Source organism: Paraburkholderia sp. Cpub6 (genome assembly GCF_014201065.1).
Taxonomy (GTDB): Bacteria; Pseudomonadota; Gammaproteobacteria; order Burkholderiales; family Burkholderiaceae; genus Paraburkholderia; species Paraburkholderia tuberum.
Window position 1 is genome coordinate 47,539 of record NZ_JACHDM010000017.1, and the last position, 17,264, is coordinate 64,802.

The following is a 17,264-nucleotide window of genomic DNA, read 5'->3' on the forward strand; positions in this document are numbered from 1 at the left end:
GGCGCTTACGGTGCGATGTAACCCAGGCGCGCCTTCAGCGATTGCGGACGGCCTTCGAACAATGCCGCGTAGTAGACCGTGTTGGACAACACATTTTTTACGTAGTCGCGAGTTTCCTGAAACGGAATCGCCTCGGCGAAGACCGCGCCTTCGACCGGGCGCTGCAGCGACTGCCGCCAGTTGCGCGGACGGCCCGGACCTGCGTTGTAGCCAGCGGTGGCCAGCACGGCGGACCCGTCGAACTGATTGTAGATCATCGCCAGGTAGTTCGTGCCGAGCAGGATGTTGGTGTCGATGTCGTTCATCTGCTCGCGCGACACCGGTCCCAGACCGATCTTCTTCGCGACCAGTTGCGCGGTGGCGGGCATCAGTTGCATCAGTCCGCCCGCGCCGACGCCAGAGCGCGCGTTGATGATGAAGCGCGACTCCTGGCGAATCAGCCCGTACGCCCACTCGACGTCGAGCCCGCTCGACTGCGCGTCCTGCTCGACGATGTTGCGGAACGGCGATAGATAGCGCAGCGAAAAATCGTGCTCGCTCTTCGTGCGGTCCGCGGTGTTGACGGTGCGGTCGTACAGCTCGATGCGGCGCGCGTACTCGGCGGCGGCGAGCAGTTGCCGGTCGGACATGTTGCGCAACGGCCAGTTCCACTCGCGATTGCCTTCGAGCCGCAGATTCAGCCCATAGAAGCGCTGCGCGAGATCGAAGCCCGGCGTGGTGCCGGCTTGCTGCACTTCTGCGTCGGTCACGGTGGTTTTCGGCGGCACGGTGATCTTCTGGCCGAGCTCTTCGAGCGCGAGCTGGCCGTAGAAGTTGAAGTTCGACGCGATCGACTGGAATTCCTGACTGGCCGTGGCCGTGTCGCCGGCCTGCTTCAGCGCGCGCGCGTGCCAGTACACCCACGACGATTGCTTTCGCAGCGACTCGGGCATCTGCTCGATCGACCAGCGCACCATGTTCCAGTCGCCTGCGAGCAGCGCGCTGCGTGTGCGCCATTCATACGCGGGATTCGACAGCGGCGCGTTGGCCGACAGCCGGAACCAGTCGACCGCGCCAGGCATCTGCTTGAGCGCGCCCTGATAGCCGATCGTGCCCCAGCCGATCGCGCGCTCCGGCGAATTCAGCGACGGCGCGACCGACGCGAACGTGGCCGCGGCCATGGCCGGATCGTTGCGCGCCATGCGCGTGATGGCGAGCAGCGCCAGCTGGTGCGATTGCGCATCCGGTCCGACGCCGCGCGCGAGCAATAGCGGCGGCGTATTGGTCGCCTGGCTGAACAGCACCGGGTCGGGCGGCTGGTCGCCGAGCGCGTCGACGAGCTTGCTGCCGGTGCTCGTGTAGTTCTGCTCGTACGCGAGACGAATTTGCGCCCAGATGTCGTCGGCGCTGAACTGGTGGTTCACGCCGAGCACCGTGATCAGATCGACGCAGCCGTCGCCGTACCACTTTGGCTCTACGAGCAGCGCGCGCGCCGCGTCCGCGACGTTCTCGCCGCGCGACGCGCGCGATTCGAGCGCGTAGCACTTGACCTGAGTGTCGTCGTCGAGCACGAACTTCGCGTACTGCTGGTCGAAGTTGCGCCAGTCGTGACGCGTGCCGAGCACCGTCAGGTAGTCGTTGCGCATGCGATCGGCGATCGCCTGGCCGTCGTACTTCTGCAGGAACGCGAGCACGGGCGCGTCCGGCGCGTCGATGCGCGCATGGCCGGTCGAATCGAACAGCTGCGGCTTGATCTGGAAGTACTCCAGATACGAGGGCGCCGGATAATTCGGGATCATGCTCGCGAGCTGGGCTGCGCGCGCCGCGTCGTTAGTACGCGAGGCTTCGCGAAGCTGGACGAAAATCTGGTCGTCGTTCGTGAGTTGCGAGATCGGAAGGGGCTTGACGGCCGAGGCAGTGCTGCAGGCCACGAGTGCCGCTGCGGCAAGCGCGATACTGGCCGCGCGATATACTCGAAAAAGGCGTTTTGACATCGTTGTTTCTGGAGCGCGAATTGGACCCAAGCATAGCATGCAACCCTGTCCCGGCAACGAAAAAGGCGCTGCGCCGGATGTTGCTGGAAAGCCGTCTGCAAGCGGCTTCCGAGCCGGCGAAGAATGCCGCGCTCGGGCGTCGGATGCTCGACGCGCTGAAGCACTACGCGGTACGCAGCGCGGGATTCTACTGGCCGCTTGCCGGCGAGTTCGACGCGCGCGGGGCGATTGCGCTCTGGCTTGCCGCGGACTCGCACCACGAAGCCAGCCTGCCAATCGTTAAAGAACGTGGCATGGCGCTCGAATTCCATGCCTGGACGCCCGCGACGCCGATGAAAATCGGCCATCACAAGATTGCCGAGCCCACCTCGGGGCGCGTGGTGCTGCCCGAGCTGCTGTTCGTGCCCTGCGTGGGTTTCGACTCGGACGGCTACCGCCTCGGCTACGGCGGCGGCTATTACGACCGCACGCTGGCCGGCTGGCCGGCGGCGCACAAGCCGATCACGGTCGGCATCGCCTACGAAGCGTGCCGCACCGACACGCTGGAACGCGAGGCGCATGACATTGCGCTCGATCTGATCGTCACAGAGGCGGGGTTTCATCCGGCGCTGCCGGGCTGAACGCGCGATGCGCGGCGTGTGACGCGCCGGCGCTTGCGCGGTGTTTCGTCGTTACAGCGAAGCCGCCGCGCGCGCCGCCGTGTCGTACAGGCCCGACGCATTGCGCATCAACTGCGCGGCCTCGCCGATCTGCTGGTTGGTCAGGCCGCTTTCCTTGAGCGTCGAGATCAGGCAGTTTTCGCGCACCTCGCGATACTTCAGGCATAGTTCGCGGCCCGCGCCGGTTGCGGAAAAGAACACTTCCTTGCCGGTCTTTTCGCTTTTTACGTACCCTCTAGCTACGAGCTTTTTCAACGCGTACGTCGCGACGTGCGTGTCCTCGATGTTCAGCACGAAGCAGATGTCCGCGAGCTTCTTGCGGCGTTCGCGATGGCTCACGTGGTGCAGCAGCGACACTTCGATCGCGGTCATGTCCTTGTCGCCCGCCGCCGACATGCAGCGCACCATCCAGCGGTTGAACGCATTGCCCGCCATGATCAGCGCGTATTCGAGTTCCGAGAGTTCCGCGCTGCTCTCGGAGACGAGATGTTCCGACGAAACGATCTTGGTGGGATGACGCGTCATACGAGGTTCCCGTGACGAAAATGGGCTGGAAAAGTGTCGCAAGTGTACGACGATGCCCGCCGCCGACGAGCCTGGCAAAAACGCTTATTGGTAAATCGTCGATATTTTATTGATAATGTACGCTTCAAACGTCGCGGACTTCGCGCCGGGCATGCGCCAACGCACCGCGCTGTCCGCCTCATCCTCCGACTCGATCCGGGCCACCCAGTCATGAGCCAACCACGAATTTTTCCCCTCGGCGATGCCGCGCTCGTCTGCGAAGCGCCGCCGCCCGCCACGCTGGAGTGCCAGCAGCGCGTGTGGGCTGCGGCCGAAGCCGCGCGCGACTGGCCGCAGGTGCTCGAAGTCGTGCCCGGCATGAACAATCTGACGCTCGTGTTCGACCCGCTCTCGACCGACGCCGACGCGCTCGGCGAGCAGTTGCTGACGGCCTGGAACGCAGCGGCCAAAGCCGTCGCGCCCGGTCGCGACGTCGAGATTGCAGTGCAGTACGGCGGCGCATTCGGCCCCGATCTGCAGGCGGTCGCCGAACATACGGGCTTGAGCGCGCGCGAGGTCGTCGAACGTCATGCGGGCGGCGCCTACGTGGTGTTCTTTCTCGGCTTCCAGCCCGGCTTCGCCTATATGGGTGGGCTCGACACCGCGCTGTACACGCCGCGCCGCGCCTCGCCGCGGCTCGAGGTGCCAGCGGGCTCGGTCGGCATCGGCGGCGAGCAGACTGGCATCTATCCGGCGGTGTCGCCGGGCGGCTGGCAGCTGATCGGCCGCACCGAGGTGCCGCTGTTCGATCCGGCGCGCCGTCCGCCCACGCTGCTGCAGCCCGGCGACCGGGTGCGCTTCACGATCGCGGGGATGCACGCATGATCGACGTGATCCGCGCGGGTCTCCAGACCACGATCCAGGACCTCGGCCGCCACGGCTATCGGCATCTCGGCGTCGCGATGGGGGGGGCGCTCGACCGGCTGTCGCTCGAAGTCGGCAACCGGCTGGTCGGCAACCGCCCCGACGCGGCCGGCCTCGAAATCACCTTCGGCCCGACCGCGCTGCGCTTTTTGCGCGCGACGCGCGTCGCGATCACCGGCACCGAGTTCGGCGCGACGCTCGACGGCAAACCCGTCTATTCATTTTGGAGTCTGCCCGTGCAGGCCGGCCAGGAGCTCGTGCTGCACGCGGCGAAGCGCGGCATGCGCGGCTATGTCTGCGTGGCGGGCGGCATCGACGTGCTGCCGATGCTCGGCTCGCGCAGCACCGACCTTGCCGGCCATTTCGGCGGACTCGGCGGCCGCGCGCTCAACGACGGCGACCGTCTGCCGGTCGGCGCGCCGCAGCAGCGCGGTCACCTCGGCTTCACGCCCGAGGCGCCCGAGTTCGGCGTGAAGGCGCCCGCCTGGTGCAAGTTCGTGCTGGTCAACGAGCCGCTGCGGCGCGGTCGTCATCCGTCGGGCGTGCCGTGGGCCATACCGATCCGCGTGCTGCGCGGCCCCGAATACGACAGCTTCACCGCGGATGCACAGCAGTCGTTCTGGTCCGACGAGTGGCTCGTGACGCCGAACAGCAACCGCATGGGCTATCGCCTTGCCGGCACCGAGCTGAAGCGCACGCACAAGACTGACCTGCTGTCGCACGCGGTGCTGCCCGGCACGATCCAGGTGCCCCCGAACGGTCAGCCGATCGTGCTGATGAGCGACGCGCAGACCACCGGCGGCTATCCGAAGATCGGCGCGGTGATTCAGGCCGATCTGTGGAAGCTCGCGCAGGTGCGCCTGAACGGTGCTGTCCGTTTCATTGCGACGACGCCCTACGAAGCGCGCCAGGCTTTGCTGGAAGAACGCACGTATCTGCGGCAGATCGATGCCGCGATCGCGATGCATGAAGAGCGTTGCGCGCGCCGGGTGGCACTCGCGGCGCTGTGACACAAAGTAAAGGAATCCCCATGGAAATCGATCTGAACGCCGATCTCGGCGAAGGCTGCGGCTCCGACGAGGCGCTGCTCGACCTCGTGAGCTCGGCCAACATCGCATGCGGCTGGCATGCGGGCAGCCCCAACGCGATGCGCGACTGCGTGCGCTGGGCCGTGCAGAAAGGCGTGTCGATCGGCGCGCATCCGAGCTTCAACGATCCCGAGAATTTCGGCCGCAAGGAAATGGATCTGCCGGCGGGCGAGATCTACGCGGGCGTGCTGTATCAGCTCGGCGCGCTGTCGGCGATCGCGCAGGCCGAGGGCGGGCGCATCGCGCACGTGAAGCCGCACGGCGCACTGTACAACCAGGCCGCACGCGAGGCGAAGATCGCTGACGCGATCGTCTCCGCGGTGCACGATTTCGATCCGTCTGTCGCGGTGTTCGCGCTCGCCAACAGCGGGCTCGTGAGCGCCGCGCGCAACGCGGGCCTGACCGCGATCGAGGAAGTGTTCGCCGACCGCGGCTATCGCGCCGACGGCTCGCTCGTGCCGCGCAAGGAGCCGGGCGCGCTGCTCGACGACGAGGACGAAGTGCTCGCGCGCACGCTCGTGATGATCCGCGAGCAGCGCGTGAAAGCCGTCGATGGACAGTGGGTGCCGTTGAACGCGCAGACCATCTGCCTGCACGGCGACGGCCCGCATGCGCTGGCGTTCGCGCGACGCATTCGCGGCGCGCTCGCCGACGCAGGCATCGAAGTGCATGCGGCGGCCACCGCGCGCGTCTGAGCGTTCGCATCACCGTCGATCACGCCGCACGCCGATCCGATCCGGCGGTTCCTTTCATATCGACGAGGTGCTGGCCATCTGACGCAGTACCTCGTCGTCCGAAAGCTGCTGCTGTCCAATCAACGGTGGCGCGGCCGACGCAAATGACTATCGATCGCTAATAGAGCGACGGCCAATATCAAGGAGACCAGAAAACTGACAACGAGCAACGTTGCGACGATGATGTCCGTGTCGTTTTCTCCGCCAACCGAATCCAGCACCTTGAAAAGCGGAGCAAAAAACTCAGAGCCCGCGCCGCTCGCAAACCATTCATCAATACCCGGCATGCGGGCAATTCCCACTGCGATGGGAAGCGTCAGCACCAGTGCCAGCGCAACACAAATCAGCGCCTTTTTCATTTCACGTTGATCGTGCCGTAGTATCTGGTCATCGTTCCGGGAATGAATGCGGGCGGCTGGGCTTTCAGGTATGACCGCAGCGCCTTGAACTCCTCGCGGGACGAAAGCGTAATGCAACCGTCGCTTTCTCCGAATCGTCCTACCGGGTGCAACCGAAAGCTGCCGCGTCGCACACCGTCTACGAACGTCCAATCATCAATGTGTTGATCATTGCGGTACAGAGCAAACCATTCCGCGCGGTGCGTGTCCGCCAATAAGTCTTTCGCAGCATCCCAGAGCCAACCGAAATGCCCCCCACTTTCCCTATCGACGATGTAGTACTCGCCTGCGGGGATGGCGCCAGCGCTTACCACTTTCGTGAAATCTGGGTCATCGATATATCGCCCATTACCCGAAAATGCAGGAACACTACCAAGACCGGGACAAAGCAAGCTAGACATGGGGCGTCGATTCAATGTGAAAGTGCAAGACACGGGCATTTGATTAACCCTGCCTGTTTGCCCGGATGTCTATTAGGGCAGTCACCGTGCCCCCGCTTCCGCCCTGATTGTTCTGCAATATGTATTCGTGCTTCATCCGTGCAAACGACAGACGCACCTGTTCGTGGCAGCAATGACCGCCTCCAATCGGTTCAACGTACGAGACAATCACGTCGTACATCGTGATTCTTGCGTACTCGCGAGGAACGCCGCCGGTCCTTCGCACCGTAAGTTTCGCTTCGGAGATATGCTCTCCGGAGAAGCAGTATTTCGCCAGATTCGGACTGGCACGGTCCATCAGATGAGTAAATTCAAGGTCGGAGACAGTGGCAGTTGGGACATGTCGGCTTGAACCGGCGAGCATCCCGGTCGGTTGTGTAACTTGCCAGCGCCATCCGATTACATCGATCTCGTTGAGATGAGCCGCGTCCTGCGATTCGCCATCGATACCATCGATCTTGATAAAGATGTCCTGTTCCATCCTTGGATCTCCTTCCTGTTAGTTGCTTGCGAAAAAAGTTCTGACGAAGCTAACAGGCACAGGATGCAACACGACTCGGACTCCGCCGAGAAATGCGCCAGAGATTCACGGCGCTGATCGCGATGGCCTGGCTCAGCACGGCGATCGCGCTATACGGTGGTCTGCAGTTGCCTTCTGATCGATCCCGCCGCTACGGCCGCAGTCTCGAACCGACTCAACCCGCCTCAACCACGAAGCCGTGCTGCCGCAACAGCTGCAGCACGCCCTTCGGCCCACCCAGATGCAGCGCGCCGATCGCGACGAACAGCGGCTTGTTCGGCGCGGCGAGCTGCAACATTCTCGCGACGAAGCGGCGATTGCGCTCGTAGACGATCCGGTTGTCGATCGAATTGGAGACGCGCGGGTCGCGCGCGAGCTTCTCCGATTTGGCAGCCTGCCACGCGGCGATCGCATCGGCATCGCCGACCCGCCACAGCCGGTGCAGCGTGCGCACGTCCTCGACGTTCTGCGCGGGCGTCTGCACCAGATCCTGCGCGAGCATCTCCCGCTGCTGCGCGGCCGACAGTCCGGTGAACGCGCGCATCTGTTGCGCGAGCGTTTCGAGTCCAACGATCTTGCCGCGCGTCTTCAGATAGACGTTCTGCAATTGCGCTTCGGTGCCGTATTCCGTTTGCAGCCCCGCGGACAGCGAGTCGTAGGTCTCGACCACCAGCGACGCGAGCCACGGCCGCATCTTTTTGATCGCATCGAGCGCGGCCGGGTTGCCGCGCAGCCGCAACGCGAGCTTGTGCCACAGCGGCTCGGGCAGCAGACCCGGCAGGCAGTCGTGCTTGCACACGCCGTACTTCGACACGTCGTCCTGCGACACCAGCAGCTCATCGGGCGACAGTTCGAGCGCGAGCGTCGGCGACGCGGCGAGCGCCGCGAGGATCGGCGCGCGGAACGGCTGCCCCGCCGGATAGTCGGCGGGATCGCCGACGTGCAGCGTGCCGAGCACGTAGATCGTCGTACTGCCGCGCGTCGCGACATAGAACGGCATGCGCGCCGGTTGCTGGCGCACCGGGCCGCTCGCCGTGGTGCCGGGGACCGGGGGCGGCGCAATGGACGGCGGTGGCGGGCTTGGCACCGTGACGGCAGGACGGGCCGCCTGGGCTGGCGCCCTGGCCGCCGCGCCGGCCGCGTGAGCGATGCAGGGTACGACCGCGCCGACCGACAGCGCGCAGCCTACGCGAAACAAAGCGGACAGCGACGCAAGAAGAAATACGGAGAAAAAGGCGCGTGCGAGCGCATGAACGAACGCGCAGAGAAACGTGCGAAAAAACTTGCCGGCGAACCTTCCAGCAAATGCGCCACAGGGCGCGGCGCCTCCCAGCGCACGCGCCCCGCGGCGCCGCGCGAAGGCGGCTATCCAGCCGCCCTCACACAAGCGGCGCGCAAGACGACGCGCCGCCACCACATCAGGCATCCACGTCCCCCACCTCTTCAGCGCGGTGACAGGAGACCAGGCGGCCATCCACTTCTCGCAGCTTCGGCTCCTCGCTGCGGCAGCGGTCGATCACGTACGGGCAGCGCTGATGGAACGTGCAGCCCGACGGCGGATTCAGCGGCGACGGCATTTCGCCTTGCAGCTTGATCTTGATCGTGCGGTCGGCCTCGAAGATCGACGGGGTCGCCGACATCAGCGCGCGCGTGTACGGATGGCGCGGCTTCGAGAAGATGCGCTGCTTGTCGCCGAGTTCAGCGACGCCGCCGAAGTACATGACCATCACGTCGTCGGCGATATGCTCGACCACCGACAGGTTGTGCGAGATGAACACGTAGCTCGTCTTGAACTCGTCCTGCAGGTCCATGAACAGGTTCAGGATCTGCGCCTGGATCGAGACGTCGAGCGCCGAGACCGGTTCGTCGGCGACCACGATCTGCGGATCGAGGATCATCGCGCGCGCGATCGCGACACGCTGACGCTGGCCGCCGGAGAACATGTGCGGATAGCGCTTCGCGTGCTCGGGCCGCAGGCCGACCGTGCGCATCATCTGCGCGATGCGCTCGGCGCGCTCGGTCGCGCTCATCTGCGTGTTGATCGCGAGCGGTTCGCCGAGCGTCTGCTCGACGGTCTTGCGCGGATTGAGCGACGCAAACGGGTTCTGGAACACCATCTGCACGCGGCGCCTGAGCGCCGCGATCTTCTCGTGATTCGCGCCGGCCACGTCCTCGCCGTCGATCAGCAGGCGGCCCGCGCTCGGCGTTTCGATCATCGTCAGCTGACGCGCCAGCGTCGACTTGCCGCAGCCGGACTCGCCGACTACCGCCAGCGTCTTGCCGCGGTCGAGCGCGAACGACACGCCGTTCAGCGCCTTCACCGTGCCGTGCGCGAACATGCCGCGCTTGACCGTGTAGTAGCGCGCGAGCTGGTCGGCGACGAGCACGTGATCGCCAGTACGATGCGACTGGCGACGGGTTTCGGGTACTGCGCTCATCGGGCGCCTCCTTGCGTGTGAACGTTGGCGTCCTTCTCGAGGTTCAGCGGCTTGATGCAACGCACGCGCGTGAGCTCGGCGTGCGCGGGCAGCGGCGCGAGCGCGGGGCGCGCCTTCATGCAGTCGTCGACCACGTACTTGCAGCGCGGCGCGAACAGGCACCCCTTGGGCCGGTCGTCGCGGCCCGGCACCATGCCCGGCAGCGCCGCGAGCCGCACCGCGCCGACGTTGTGCTCGGGAATCGCGGCCAGCAGCGCTTCCGTGTACGGATGATGAGGCGCGGCGAAGATGTCCGGCACCTTGTTCGTCTCGATCACCTCGCCCGCATACATCACGGCGACGCGCTGCGCGACCTCGGACACCACGGCCAGATCGTGCGAAATCAGCACGAGCGCCATGCCGCGTTCCTTCTGCAGGCGCATCAGCAATTCCATGATCTGCGCCTGGATCGTCACGTCGAGCGCGGTGGTCGGCTCGTCGGCGATCAGCAGCTTCGGGTTGCAGGCGATCGCCATCGCGATCATCACGCGCTGGTTCATGCCGCCCGACATCTGATGCGGAAACGAGCCAATGCGGTTCTTTGCATCGGGAATGCCGACCTGATCGAGCAGTTCGAGCGCACGTTTGTCTAGCGCGCTGCCGCGCAGGCCCTCGTGCAGCTTCAGCACTTCCTTGATCTGATAGCCGACCGTGTAGCTCGGGTTCAGGCTCGTCAGCGCGTCCTGGAACACCATCGCGATGTCCTTGCCGATGATCTTGCGGCGTTCCCTCGCGGAGGCCTTCAGCAGGTTCTTGCCGTCGAACGTGATTTCGTCGGCGGAGACCTTGCCGGGCGCGTCGATCAGGCCCATCAGCGCCATCATCGTCACGCTCTTGCCCGAGCCCGATTCGCCCACCACGCCGACCACTTCGCCCGGCGCGACGTCGAGATTGATGCGGTCGACCGCGGGCAGGCCACCGAAGTTGACCGCGAGATTGCGGATGGTCAGTAGATTGCTCATGATCAGGCCATCCGTTTCAGTTTGGGGTCGAGCGCGTCACGCAGCCCGTCGCCGAGCAGGTTGATCGCAAGCACCGAGATGAGGATGGACAGGCCGGGCATCGTGACGATCCACCATGCGCTGTCGATGTAGTCGCGCGCCGACGCGAGCATCGCGCCCCACTCCGCCGACGGCGGCTGCACGCCGAGGCCGAGGAAGCCGAGCGCGGCGGCATCGAGAATCGCCGACGAAAAGCCAAGGGTTGCCTGCACGATCAGCGGCGCCGTGCAGTTCGGCAGCACCTGCGAGAACATCAGCCGCAACGTGCTCGCACCCGCGACGCGTGAAGCGGTCACATACTCCTTCTGCAACTCGCCCTGGGCGGACGCGCGCGTCAGACGCACATAGCCCGGCAGCGCGACGATCGCGATCGCCAGCATCGTGTTGACGAGACCCGGACCGATGATCGCGACCACTGCGACCGCAAGCAGCAGCGACGGCAGCGCGAGCAGCACGTCCATGATGCGCATGATCGGCGTGTCGGCCCATTTCTCGAAGAACGCGGCGACGAGGCCGAGCACGACGCCCGGAATCAGCGCGAGGACCACCGAGACGAAGCCGATCCAGAACGACAGCCGCGCGCCGTACATCAGACGCGAAAGGATGTCGCGGCCCGCTTCGTCGGTGCCGAGAATGAACTTCCAGTTGCCGCCGTCGAGCCACGCCGGCGGGATCTTCACGGAGTCGCGGTATTGCTCGATCGGGCTGTGCGGCGCGATCAGCGGCGCGAAGATCGCGATGAAGACCAGCACCAGCACGATGATGCCCGCGCCGACCGCACCGCGGTTGCGCGAGAAGTTCGCCCAGAATTCGCGTGCCGCGATGCCGCGGCCGCTCGGCGGGGTAACCGCTTGGGGGACGGTGTTTTGAATGTCAGCCATCGTGATTTACCTCGTATGGCGAATGCGCGGGTTGAGCACGCCGTACAGCAGATCGACGACGAGGTTCACGACGATCACCAGCGTGGCGATCAACAGGATACCGCCCTGCACGACCGGATAATCGCGCCGGCCGATCGCGTCGATCAGCCACTTGCCGATGCCCGGCCATGAAAACAGCGTTTCGGTCAGCACCGCGCCCGCAAGCAGTGTGCCGACCTGCAGGCCGATCACGGTGACGACCGGAATCAGCGCATTGCGCAGCGCATGCACGACGATCACGCGTCCCGGCGACAGCCCCTTCGCGCGCGCGGTGCGGATGTAGTCCTCGCGCAGCACTTCGAGCATCGACGAGCGCGTCATGCGCGCGACGACCGCGAGCGGAATCGTGCCGAGCACGATCGCGGGCAGGATCAGGTGACTGAGTGCGGATTTGAACGCGCCTTCGTCGGTGGACATCAGCGAGTCGATCAGCATGAAGCCGGTCACGTGCGGAATGTCGTATTCGACCGCGATGCGGCCCGACACCGGCGTCAAGCCGAGCTTGACCGAGAACACCATGATGAGGATCAAGCCCCACCAGAAGATCGGCATCGAGTAGCCGGTCAGGGCGGTGCCCATCACGCCGTGATCGACCACCGTGCCGCGCCTCAGCGCCGCGAACACGCCCGCCGGCAGGCCGACGATCAGCGCGAACAGCATCGCGCAGAACGACAGTTCGACGGTCGCGGGAAAGCGCGCGAGGAATTCGCCCATCACGCTCGTGTTGGTGATGATCGAAGTGCCGAGGTCGCCGTGCACGGCACGCATGATGTAGTGGAAGTACTGCAGTGGCAAGGGCTCGTCGAGCCCGAGGCGGTGCATCGCGGCCGCATGCATGGCCGGATCGACGCCGCGCTCGCCCATCATCACTTCGATGGGGTCGCCCGGGATCAGGTGAATCAGCGCGAACGCGAGGATCGTGATGCCGATGAACGTCGGTATCACCATGCCGATGCGGCGCAAAACGAAGCGGAACATGGTTCGCTCCCATGGTACTGGTGATGAAAAAACGCAACCGGCGACGAGGGCTCGTGACCCCGGTCGCCGGACCATTTCGACCAGTTTTCTAACCGTGCGAAAAGTGTACTGTGTTGCGGCGTACTGTATTGCGGCCTACTGCGCGAACTTTACGATTACTTGACGCTGACGCCGTCGAAGCGCGCGTAGCCGAGCGGTTCGATGCGCATGTCGACTACCTTCTTGCTGACCGGCTGATAGACGGTCGAGTGCGCGATCGGCGAGAACGGCAGTTGCTGCGCGAAAATATGCTGCGCGTCGCCGTAGATCTTCGTGCGCGTCGCCACGTCCGACGTCGTGCGACCCTTCTGGATCAGATCGTCGAACGGCTTGTAGCACCACTTCGAGAAGTTGTTGCCGTTGATCGCCTCGCAGCCGAGCAGCGTGCCGAGCCAGTTGTCCGGATCGCCGTTGTCGCCGGTCCAGCCGATCAGCATCGTGTCGTCTTCGCCCGCGTGCGCGCGCTTGATGTACTCACCCCATTCGTATGTGACGATCTTCGCCTTCACGCCGATCTTCGCCCAGTCCGCCTGGATCATTTCCGCCATCAGACGCGCGTTCGGGTTGTACGCGCGCTGCACCGGCATCGCCCACAGCGTGAGGTCGAAACCGTTCGGGTAGCCCGCCTTCGCGAGCAGATCCTTCGCCTTGGCCGGATCGTACGAGGCGGCCGGCAGGTTCTTGACGAACGACCATTGCGTCGGCGGCATCGGGTTCGTGGCCAACTGGCCCGCGCCCTGGTAGACCGAGTCGATGATCGCCTTCTTGTTGATCGCCATGTCGAGCGCCTGGCGCACTTCGAGCTTGTCGACCGGCTTGTGCGTCACGTTGTACGCGAGATAGCCGAGGTTGAAGCCCGGTTGCGACGGCATGTCGATGTTCGGCTCGGCCTTCAGCGGCGCGATGTCGGCCGGGCGCGGATAGCTCATCACCTGGCATTCGTCGCGCTTGATCTTCTGCACGCGCACGCCGGCATCCGGCGTGATCGAGAAGATCAGCTTCGAGATCTTCACCGCGCCCGGCTTCCAGTAGTCGGGATTGCCGTCGAAGCGGATCGTCGCGTCCTTGGTGTAGCTGCGGAAGATGAACGGACCGGTGCCCACCGGGAACTGATTGATGTCGGCGGCCTTGCCTGCCTTGAGCAGCTGATCCGCATATTCAGCCGACAGGATCGACGCGTATTCCATCGCCAGATTCTGGATGAACGGCGCGTTGACTTCCTTCAGCGTGAACTTGACCGTGTACGGGTCGACTTTCTCGACGCTCGTGATCAGCTTGTCGAGGCCCATGTCGGTGAAGTACGGGAACTGCACCGGATACGCCTTGCGGAACGGCTGGTTCGGGTCGAGCATGCGCTGGAACGAGAAGACCACGTCGTCCGCGTTGAATTCGCGCGTCGGCTTGAAGAACGAGGTGGTCTGGAACTTCACGCCATGACGCAGATGGAACGTGTAGGTCTTGCCATCGGGCGACACGTCCCACTTCTCCGCGAGGCCGGGCTCGACCTTGGTGCCGCCGCGTTCGAACTCGACGAGGCGGTTATAGACGGTGAACGTGTTGGCCGTGAAGTCGACGCCCGTCGTGTATTGGGCCGGATCGAAACCCGCGGGACTGCCTTCCGAGCAGTAAACGAGGGTTTTGTTCGGGATCCCAGCGGCCTGCGCGCTCGTGACGCCAAGCAGGGATGCCGCTGCGGCAGCGACGAGCGTGGACCTACGCGCGACGCGCAACAGATTGTTTTGCTTCATGTTTCCTCCAGGTTCAGGGCCGGCTTGCGCCGGCGTAGCGGGATATTACTTGAGCTTGGGCCGGCTACCAAGCGGAGCAAAATCCCTCTGTTGACGACAGGAAACACTTCGTGCAAACGTTTTGCCACGGTTTTGTCACGGGCCGGGCGGGCCAATCCGAGCCGCCCGGCGACGAAAGCGGCGCAAAAAAGCGCGCCGCGCCCGCTTATTTCACCCCAACTTCCAGGAATTGCGTCGGCCCGAACGGATCGATCTTGAAGCCCGTCACGTTCTTGCTGATCGGCTGATAGACGGTCGAATGCGCGATCGGCGTGAACGGCACCTGGTCCTTGAAGATCTCCTGCGCCTGCGTATAAGCCTTGGTGCGATCGGCCATGTTGGTGGTGCTGCGGCCCTGCTTGATCAGATCGTCATAAGGCTTGTAGCACCACTTCGAGAAGTTGCTGCCGTTGACCGCGTCGCAGCCGAGCAACACGCCGAGCCAGTTGTCAGGGTCGCCGTAGTCACCCGTCCAGCCGATCAGCATCGCCTGATGCTCGCCGGCGTGCGCGCGGCGAATGTACTCGCCCCACTCGTACGTGGCGATGTTGACCTTGACGCCGATCTTCGCCCAGTCCGCCTGCAGCATTTCGGCCATCAGGCGCGCGTTCGGGTTATACGGGCGCTGTACCGGCATCGCCCACAGCGTCAGCTCGAAGCCGTCGGGGTAGCCCGCCTGCTTCAGCAGCGCTTTCGCTTTGTCGACGTCGTAGGGCGCGTCCTTCAGGTTCTTGTCGTAACCCCATTGCGTCGGCGGCATCGGGTTCGTCGCTGCCTGGCCCGCGCCCTGGTAGACCGCTTCGATGATCGCCTTCTTGTTGACCGACATGTCGAGCGCGCGGCGCACGAGCACGTTGTCGAGCGGCTTTTTGGTCGTGTTGTACGCGATATAGCCGAGGTTGAAGCCCACTTCGCTTGGCATCGCGAGCGACGCATCGGCCTTCACGGTGGGGATGTCGGCCGGGCGCGGATAGGACATCACCTGGCATTCGCCGCGCTTCAACTTTTGCAGGCGCACGGCCGGATCGACCGTGATCGCGAAGATCAGCTTGCCGAGCTTCGCGACGCCCGGCTTCCAGTAGTCGGGATTGCCGTCGAAGCGGATCGTGTCGTCCTTCGTATAGCTGCGGAAGATGAACGGACCGGTGCCGACCGGGTACTGGTTGATGTCGGACGCCTTGCCCGCCTTCAGCAGCTGATCCGTGTATTCAGCCGACAGGATCGACGCGAACGGCATCGCGATCTGCTGCAGGAACGGCGCGTCGACTTCCTTCAGCGTGAAGCGCACCGTGTACGGATCGACCTTCTCGATTTTGGCGATGTTCTTCGCGAGACCGAGGTCGTTGAAATACGGGAAATTGACTGGATACGCCTTGCGGAACGGGTTCTCGGGATCGAGCATGCGCTCGTAGGTGAACACGACGTCGTCCGCGTTGAATTCGCGGGTCGGCTTGAAGTACGACGTGGTCTGGAATTTGACGCCGTGGCGCAGATGGAACGTATAGGTGAGGCCGTCGGGCGACACGTCCCACTTTTCGGCGAGTCCTGGCTCGATGTCCGTGCTGCCGTGCGCAAATTCGACGAGCCGGTTATAGACCGTGTACGAGCCGGCGCTGAATTCGACGCTGGTCGTGTATTGCGCGGTATCGAAACCCGCCGGGCTGCCTTCGGAGCAGAACACCAGCGTCTTGTCGGGCAGCGTGGCCGCCTGCGACGCGGCGGGCGCGAGGCCGCTCGTGGCGACCGCGAGCGCGGCGAGAGCCGGCAGGCAGAACTGGTGAAGCGCGAACAGCCGGTGTGCCGCAGTCTTTCTTGTCACTGTCATATCGTCCTCCGCACAGCAGCCGGGTTGGCTGCGTTTCGATGATAGACAGCCCAAAAATGAGCTTCAACAGGGACTTACCACGCTATTTGGGACAAATTTGCGACCCATGCCAGACTGGCGGGGACCGCGCGGCCGTTGCAGCCGCGCGGGCATCGCAATTACACGGCGAGCCGTTCGCAGATCGCCTTGGTCGACGCGGCCGCGTTCAGCGTATAGAAGTGCAGACCCGGCACTTTCGCGTCGAGGAGCCGTTGACACAGAGCCGTCACCACGTCGAGCCCGAACGCGCGGATCGACTCGCGGTCGTCGCCGAAGCTCTCTAGCCGGCGCGCGATCCAGCGCGGCACTTCGGCGCCGCACATTTCGGAGAAGCGCATCAGCTGCGAGAAGTTCGTGATCGGCATGATGCCGGGCACGATCGGCACGTCGACCCCGAGCTGGCGCGCATCGTCGACGAAACGGAAGTACGCGTCCGCGTTGAAGAAGTACTGCGTGATCGCCGAGTTTGCGCCGGCTTTCACCTTGCGCGCGAAGTTTTCGAGATCGTGACGCGGCGAGCGCGACTGCGGATGGTATTCCGGATAACCCGCCACCTCGATCCAGAACCAGTCGCCGAACTCGGCACGGATGAAGCTGACGAGCTCCGACGCATAGCGCAGCTCGCCGACCGCGCCCATGCCCGAGGGCAGATCGCCGCGCAGCGCGACGATATGGCGGATGCCGTACGCGCGGTACTCGTTGAGGATCGCACGCAGGCTGTCCTTCGACGAGCCGATGCACGACAGATGCGGCGCCGCCTCGAGCCCTTCCTTCGCCATGTCGACGACGGTATCGAGCGTGCCTTGCTGGGTCGAGCCGCCGGCGCCGAACGTGACGGACACGAACTTCGGTTTGAGCGACACGAGTTCCGCGCGCGTCGCGCGCAGTTTGTCGATGCCTTCCTGCGTTTTCGGCGGGAAGAATTCGAATGAGAGTTCGATCGGATTCATAGTCAAAA

The 17,264-nt window shown here is 64.4% G+C and carries 17 protein-coding genes; 4 read left to right on the top strand and 13 right to left on the bottom strand.

Annotated features, from left to right (window positions below):
• Positions 1-5 precede the first annotated feature (5 nt).
• Positions 6-1,973 (bottom strand): lytic transglycosylase domain-containing protein, encoded by a 1,968-nt coding sequence (locus HDG33_RS24735; protein WP_184034763.1) that lies wholly within the window; start codon positions 1,971-1,973, stop codon positions 6-8.
• A 77-nt stretch (positions 1,974-2,050) separates the two neighbouring features.
• Here HDG33_RS24735 and HDG33_RS24740 point away from each other — a divergent pair, with 77 nt between their 5' ends.
• A complete protein-coding gene (locus tag HDG33_RS24740) occupies positions 2,051-2,593 on the top strand; it encodes a 5-formyltetrahydrofolate cyclo-ligase (RefSeq protein ID WP_260330584.1) in 543 nt (180 codons plus the stop codon).
• Between the two features lie 51 nt (positions 2,594-2,644).
• On the opposite strand, the gene HDG33_RS24745 is transcribed toward HDG33_RS24740, so the two are convergent.
• Complete coding sequence (locus tag HDG33_RS24745; protein WP_184034766.1) at positions 2,645-3,157, bottom strand: winged helix DNA-binding protein; 513 nt, start codon at positions 3,155-3,157, stop codon at positions 2,645-2,647.
• A 210-nt stretch (positions 3,158-3,367) separates the two neighbouring features.
• Between HDG33_RS24745 and pxpB the strand changes: the two genes are divergently transcribed.
• From pxpB to pxpA, 3 genes are read left to right on the top strand one after another with little or no spacing between them, the layout of a single operon-like run.
• Positions 3,368-4,021: a 5-oxoprolinase subunit PxpB gene (gene pxpB / locus HDG33_RS24750; protein ID WP_184034783.1), complete on the top strand. Its 654-nt coding sequence runs from the start codon at positions 3,368-3,370 to the stop codon at positions 4,019-4,021.
• Positions 4,018-5,070, top strand: coding sequence for a biotin-dependent carboxyltransferase family protein (locus HDG33_RS24755; protein WP_184034787.1), 1,053 nt, complete (start codon positions 4,018-4,020; stop codon positions 5,068-5,070). Before pxpB ends, HDG33_RS24755 begins: the two co-directional genes overlap by 4 nt.
• A 20-nt stretch (positions 5,071-5,090) precedes the next feature.
• The gene (pxpA, locus tag HDG33_RS24760; RefSeq protein WP_184034790.1) at positions 5,091-5,843 is read left to right on the top strand and encodes a 5-oxoprolinase subunit PxpA; all 753 of its coding nucleotides are present in this window, start codon (positions 5,091-5,093) and stop codon (positions 5,841-5,843) included.
• Positions 5,844-5,962: 119 nt separating this feature from the next.
• Here pxpA and HDG33_RS24765 read toward each other — a convergent pair whose 3' ends face one another.
• The 11 genes from HDG33_RS24765 to metF all read right to left on the bottom strand — a co-directional run bounded on the left by HDG33_RS24765 (position 5,963) and on the right by metF (position 17,256).
• Positions 5,963-6,241, bottom strand: a complete 279-nt coding sequence (locus HDG33_RS24765; RefSeq protein ID WP_184034793.1) for a hypothetical protein — start codon at positions 6,239-6,241, stop codon at positions 5,963-5,965.
• Positions 6,238-6,720: a DUF2778 domain-containing protein gene (locus tag HDG33_RS24770; protein WP_184034796.1), complete on the bottom strand. Its 483-nt coding sequence runs from the start codon at positions 6,718-6,720 to the stop codon at positions 6,238-6,240. The genes HDG33_RS24765 and HDG33_RS24770 overlap by 4 nt, the downstream gene beginning before the upstream one ends.
• 4 nt (positions 6,721-6,724) lie before the next feature.
• A complete protein-coding gene (locus tag HDG33_RS24775; protein ID WP_184034798.1) occupies positions 6,725-7,201 on the bottom strand; it encodes a type VI secretion system tube protein Hcp in 477 nt (158 codons plus the stop codon).
• A 214-nt stretch (positions 7,202-7,415) separates the two neighbouring features.
• Positions 7,416-8,666, bottom strand: coding sequence for a TraB/GumN family protein (locus HDG33_RS24780; protein ID WP_184035093.1), 1,251 nt, complete (start codon positions 8,664-8,666; stop codon positions 7,416-7,418).
• Complete coding sequence (locus HDG33_RS24785) at positions 8,659-9,678, bottom strand: peptide ABC transporter ATP-binding protein (protein WP_184034801.1); 1,020 nt, start codon at positions 9,676-9,678, stop codon at positions 8,659-8,661. The genes HDG33_RS24780 and HDG33_RS24785 overlap by 8 nt, the downstream gene beginning before the upstream one ends.
• Positions 9,675-10,679 (bottom strand): ABC transporter ATP-binding protein, encoded by a 1,005-nt coding sequence (locus HDG33_RS24790; protein ID WP_184034804.1) that lies wholly within the window; start codon positions 10,677-10,679, stop codon positions 9,675-9,677. The genes HDG33_RS24785 and HDG33_RS24790 overlap by 4 nt, the downstream gene beginning before the upstream one ends.
• Positions 10,680-10,681: 2 nt before the next feature.
• Positions 10,682-11,599, bottom strand: a complete 918-nt coding sequence (locus tag HDG33_RS24795; protein ID WP_090802566.1) for an ABC transporter permease subunit — start codon at positions 11,597-11,599, stop codon at positions 10,682-10,684.
• Between the two features lie 6 nt (positions 11,600-11,605).
• Positions 11,606-12,616, bottom strand: a complete 1,011-nt coding sequence (locus HDG33_RS24800) for an ABC transporter permease subunit (protein ID WP_184034807.1) — start codon at positions 12,614-12,616, stop codon at positions 11,606-11,608.
• 155 nt (positions 12,617-12,771) lie between these two features.
• Positions 12,772-14,403 (bottom strand): ABC transporter substrate-binding protein, encoded by a 1,632-nt coding sequence (locus tag HDG33_RS24805; protein WP_184034809.1) that lies wholly within the window; start codon positions 14,401-14,403, stop codon positions 12,772-12,774.
• 205 nt (positions 14,404-14,608) lie between these two features.
• Positions 14,609-16,267, bottom strand: a complete 1,659-nt coding sequence (locus tag HDG33_RS24810) for an ABC transporter substrate-binding protein (protein ID WP_260330583.1) — start codon at positions 16,265-16,267, stop codon at positions 14,609-14,611.
• A 158-nt stretch (positions 16,268-16,425) separates the two neighbouring features.
• A complete protein-coding gene (metF, locus tag HDG33_RS24815; RefSeq protein WP_184035098.1) occupies positions 16,426-17,256 on the bottom strand; it encodes a methylenetetrahydrofolate reductase [NAD(P)H] in 831 nt (276 codons plus the stop codon).
• Positions 17,257-17,264: the final 8 nt, after the last annotated feature.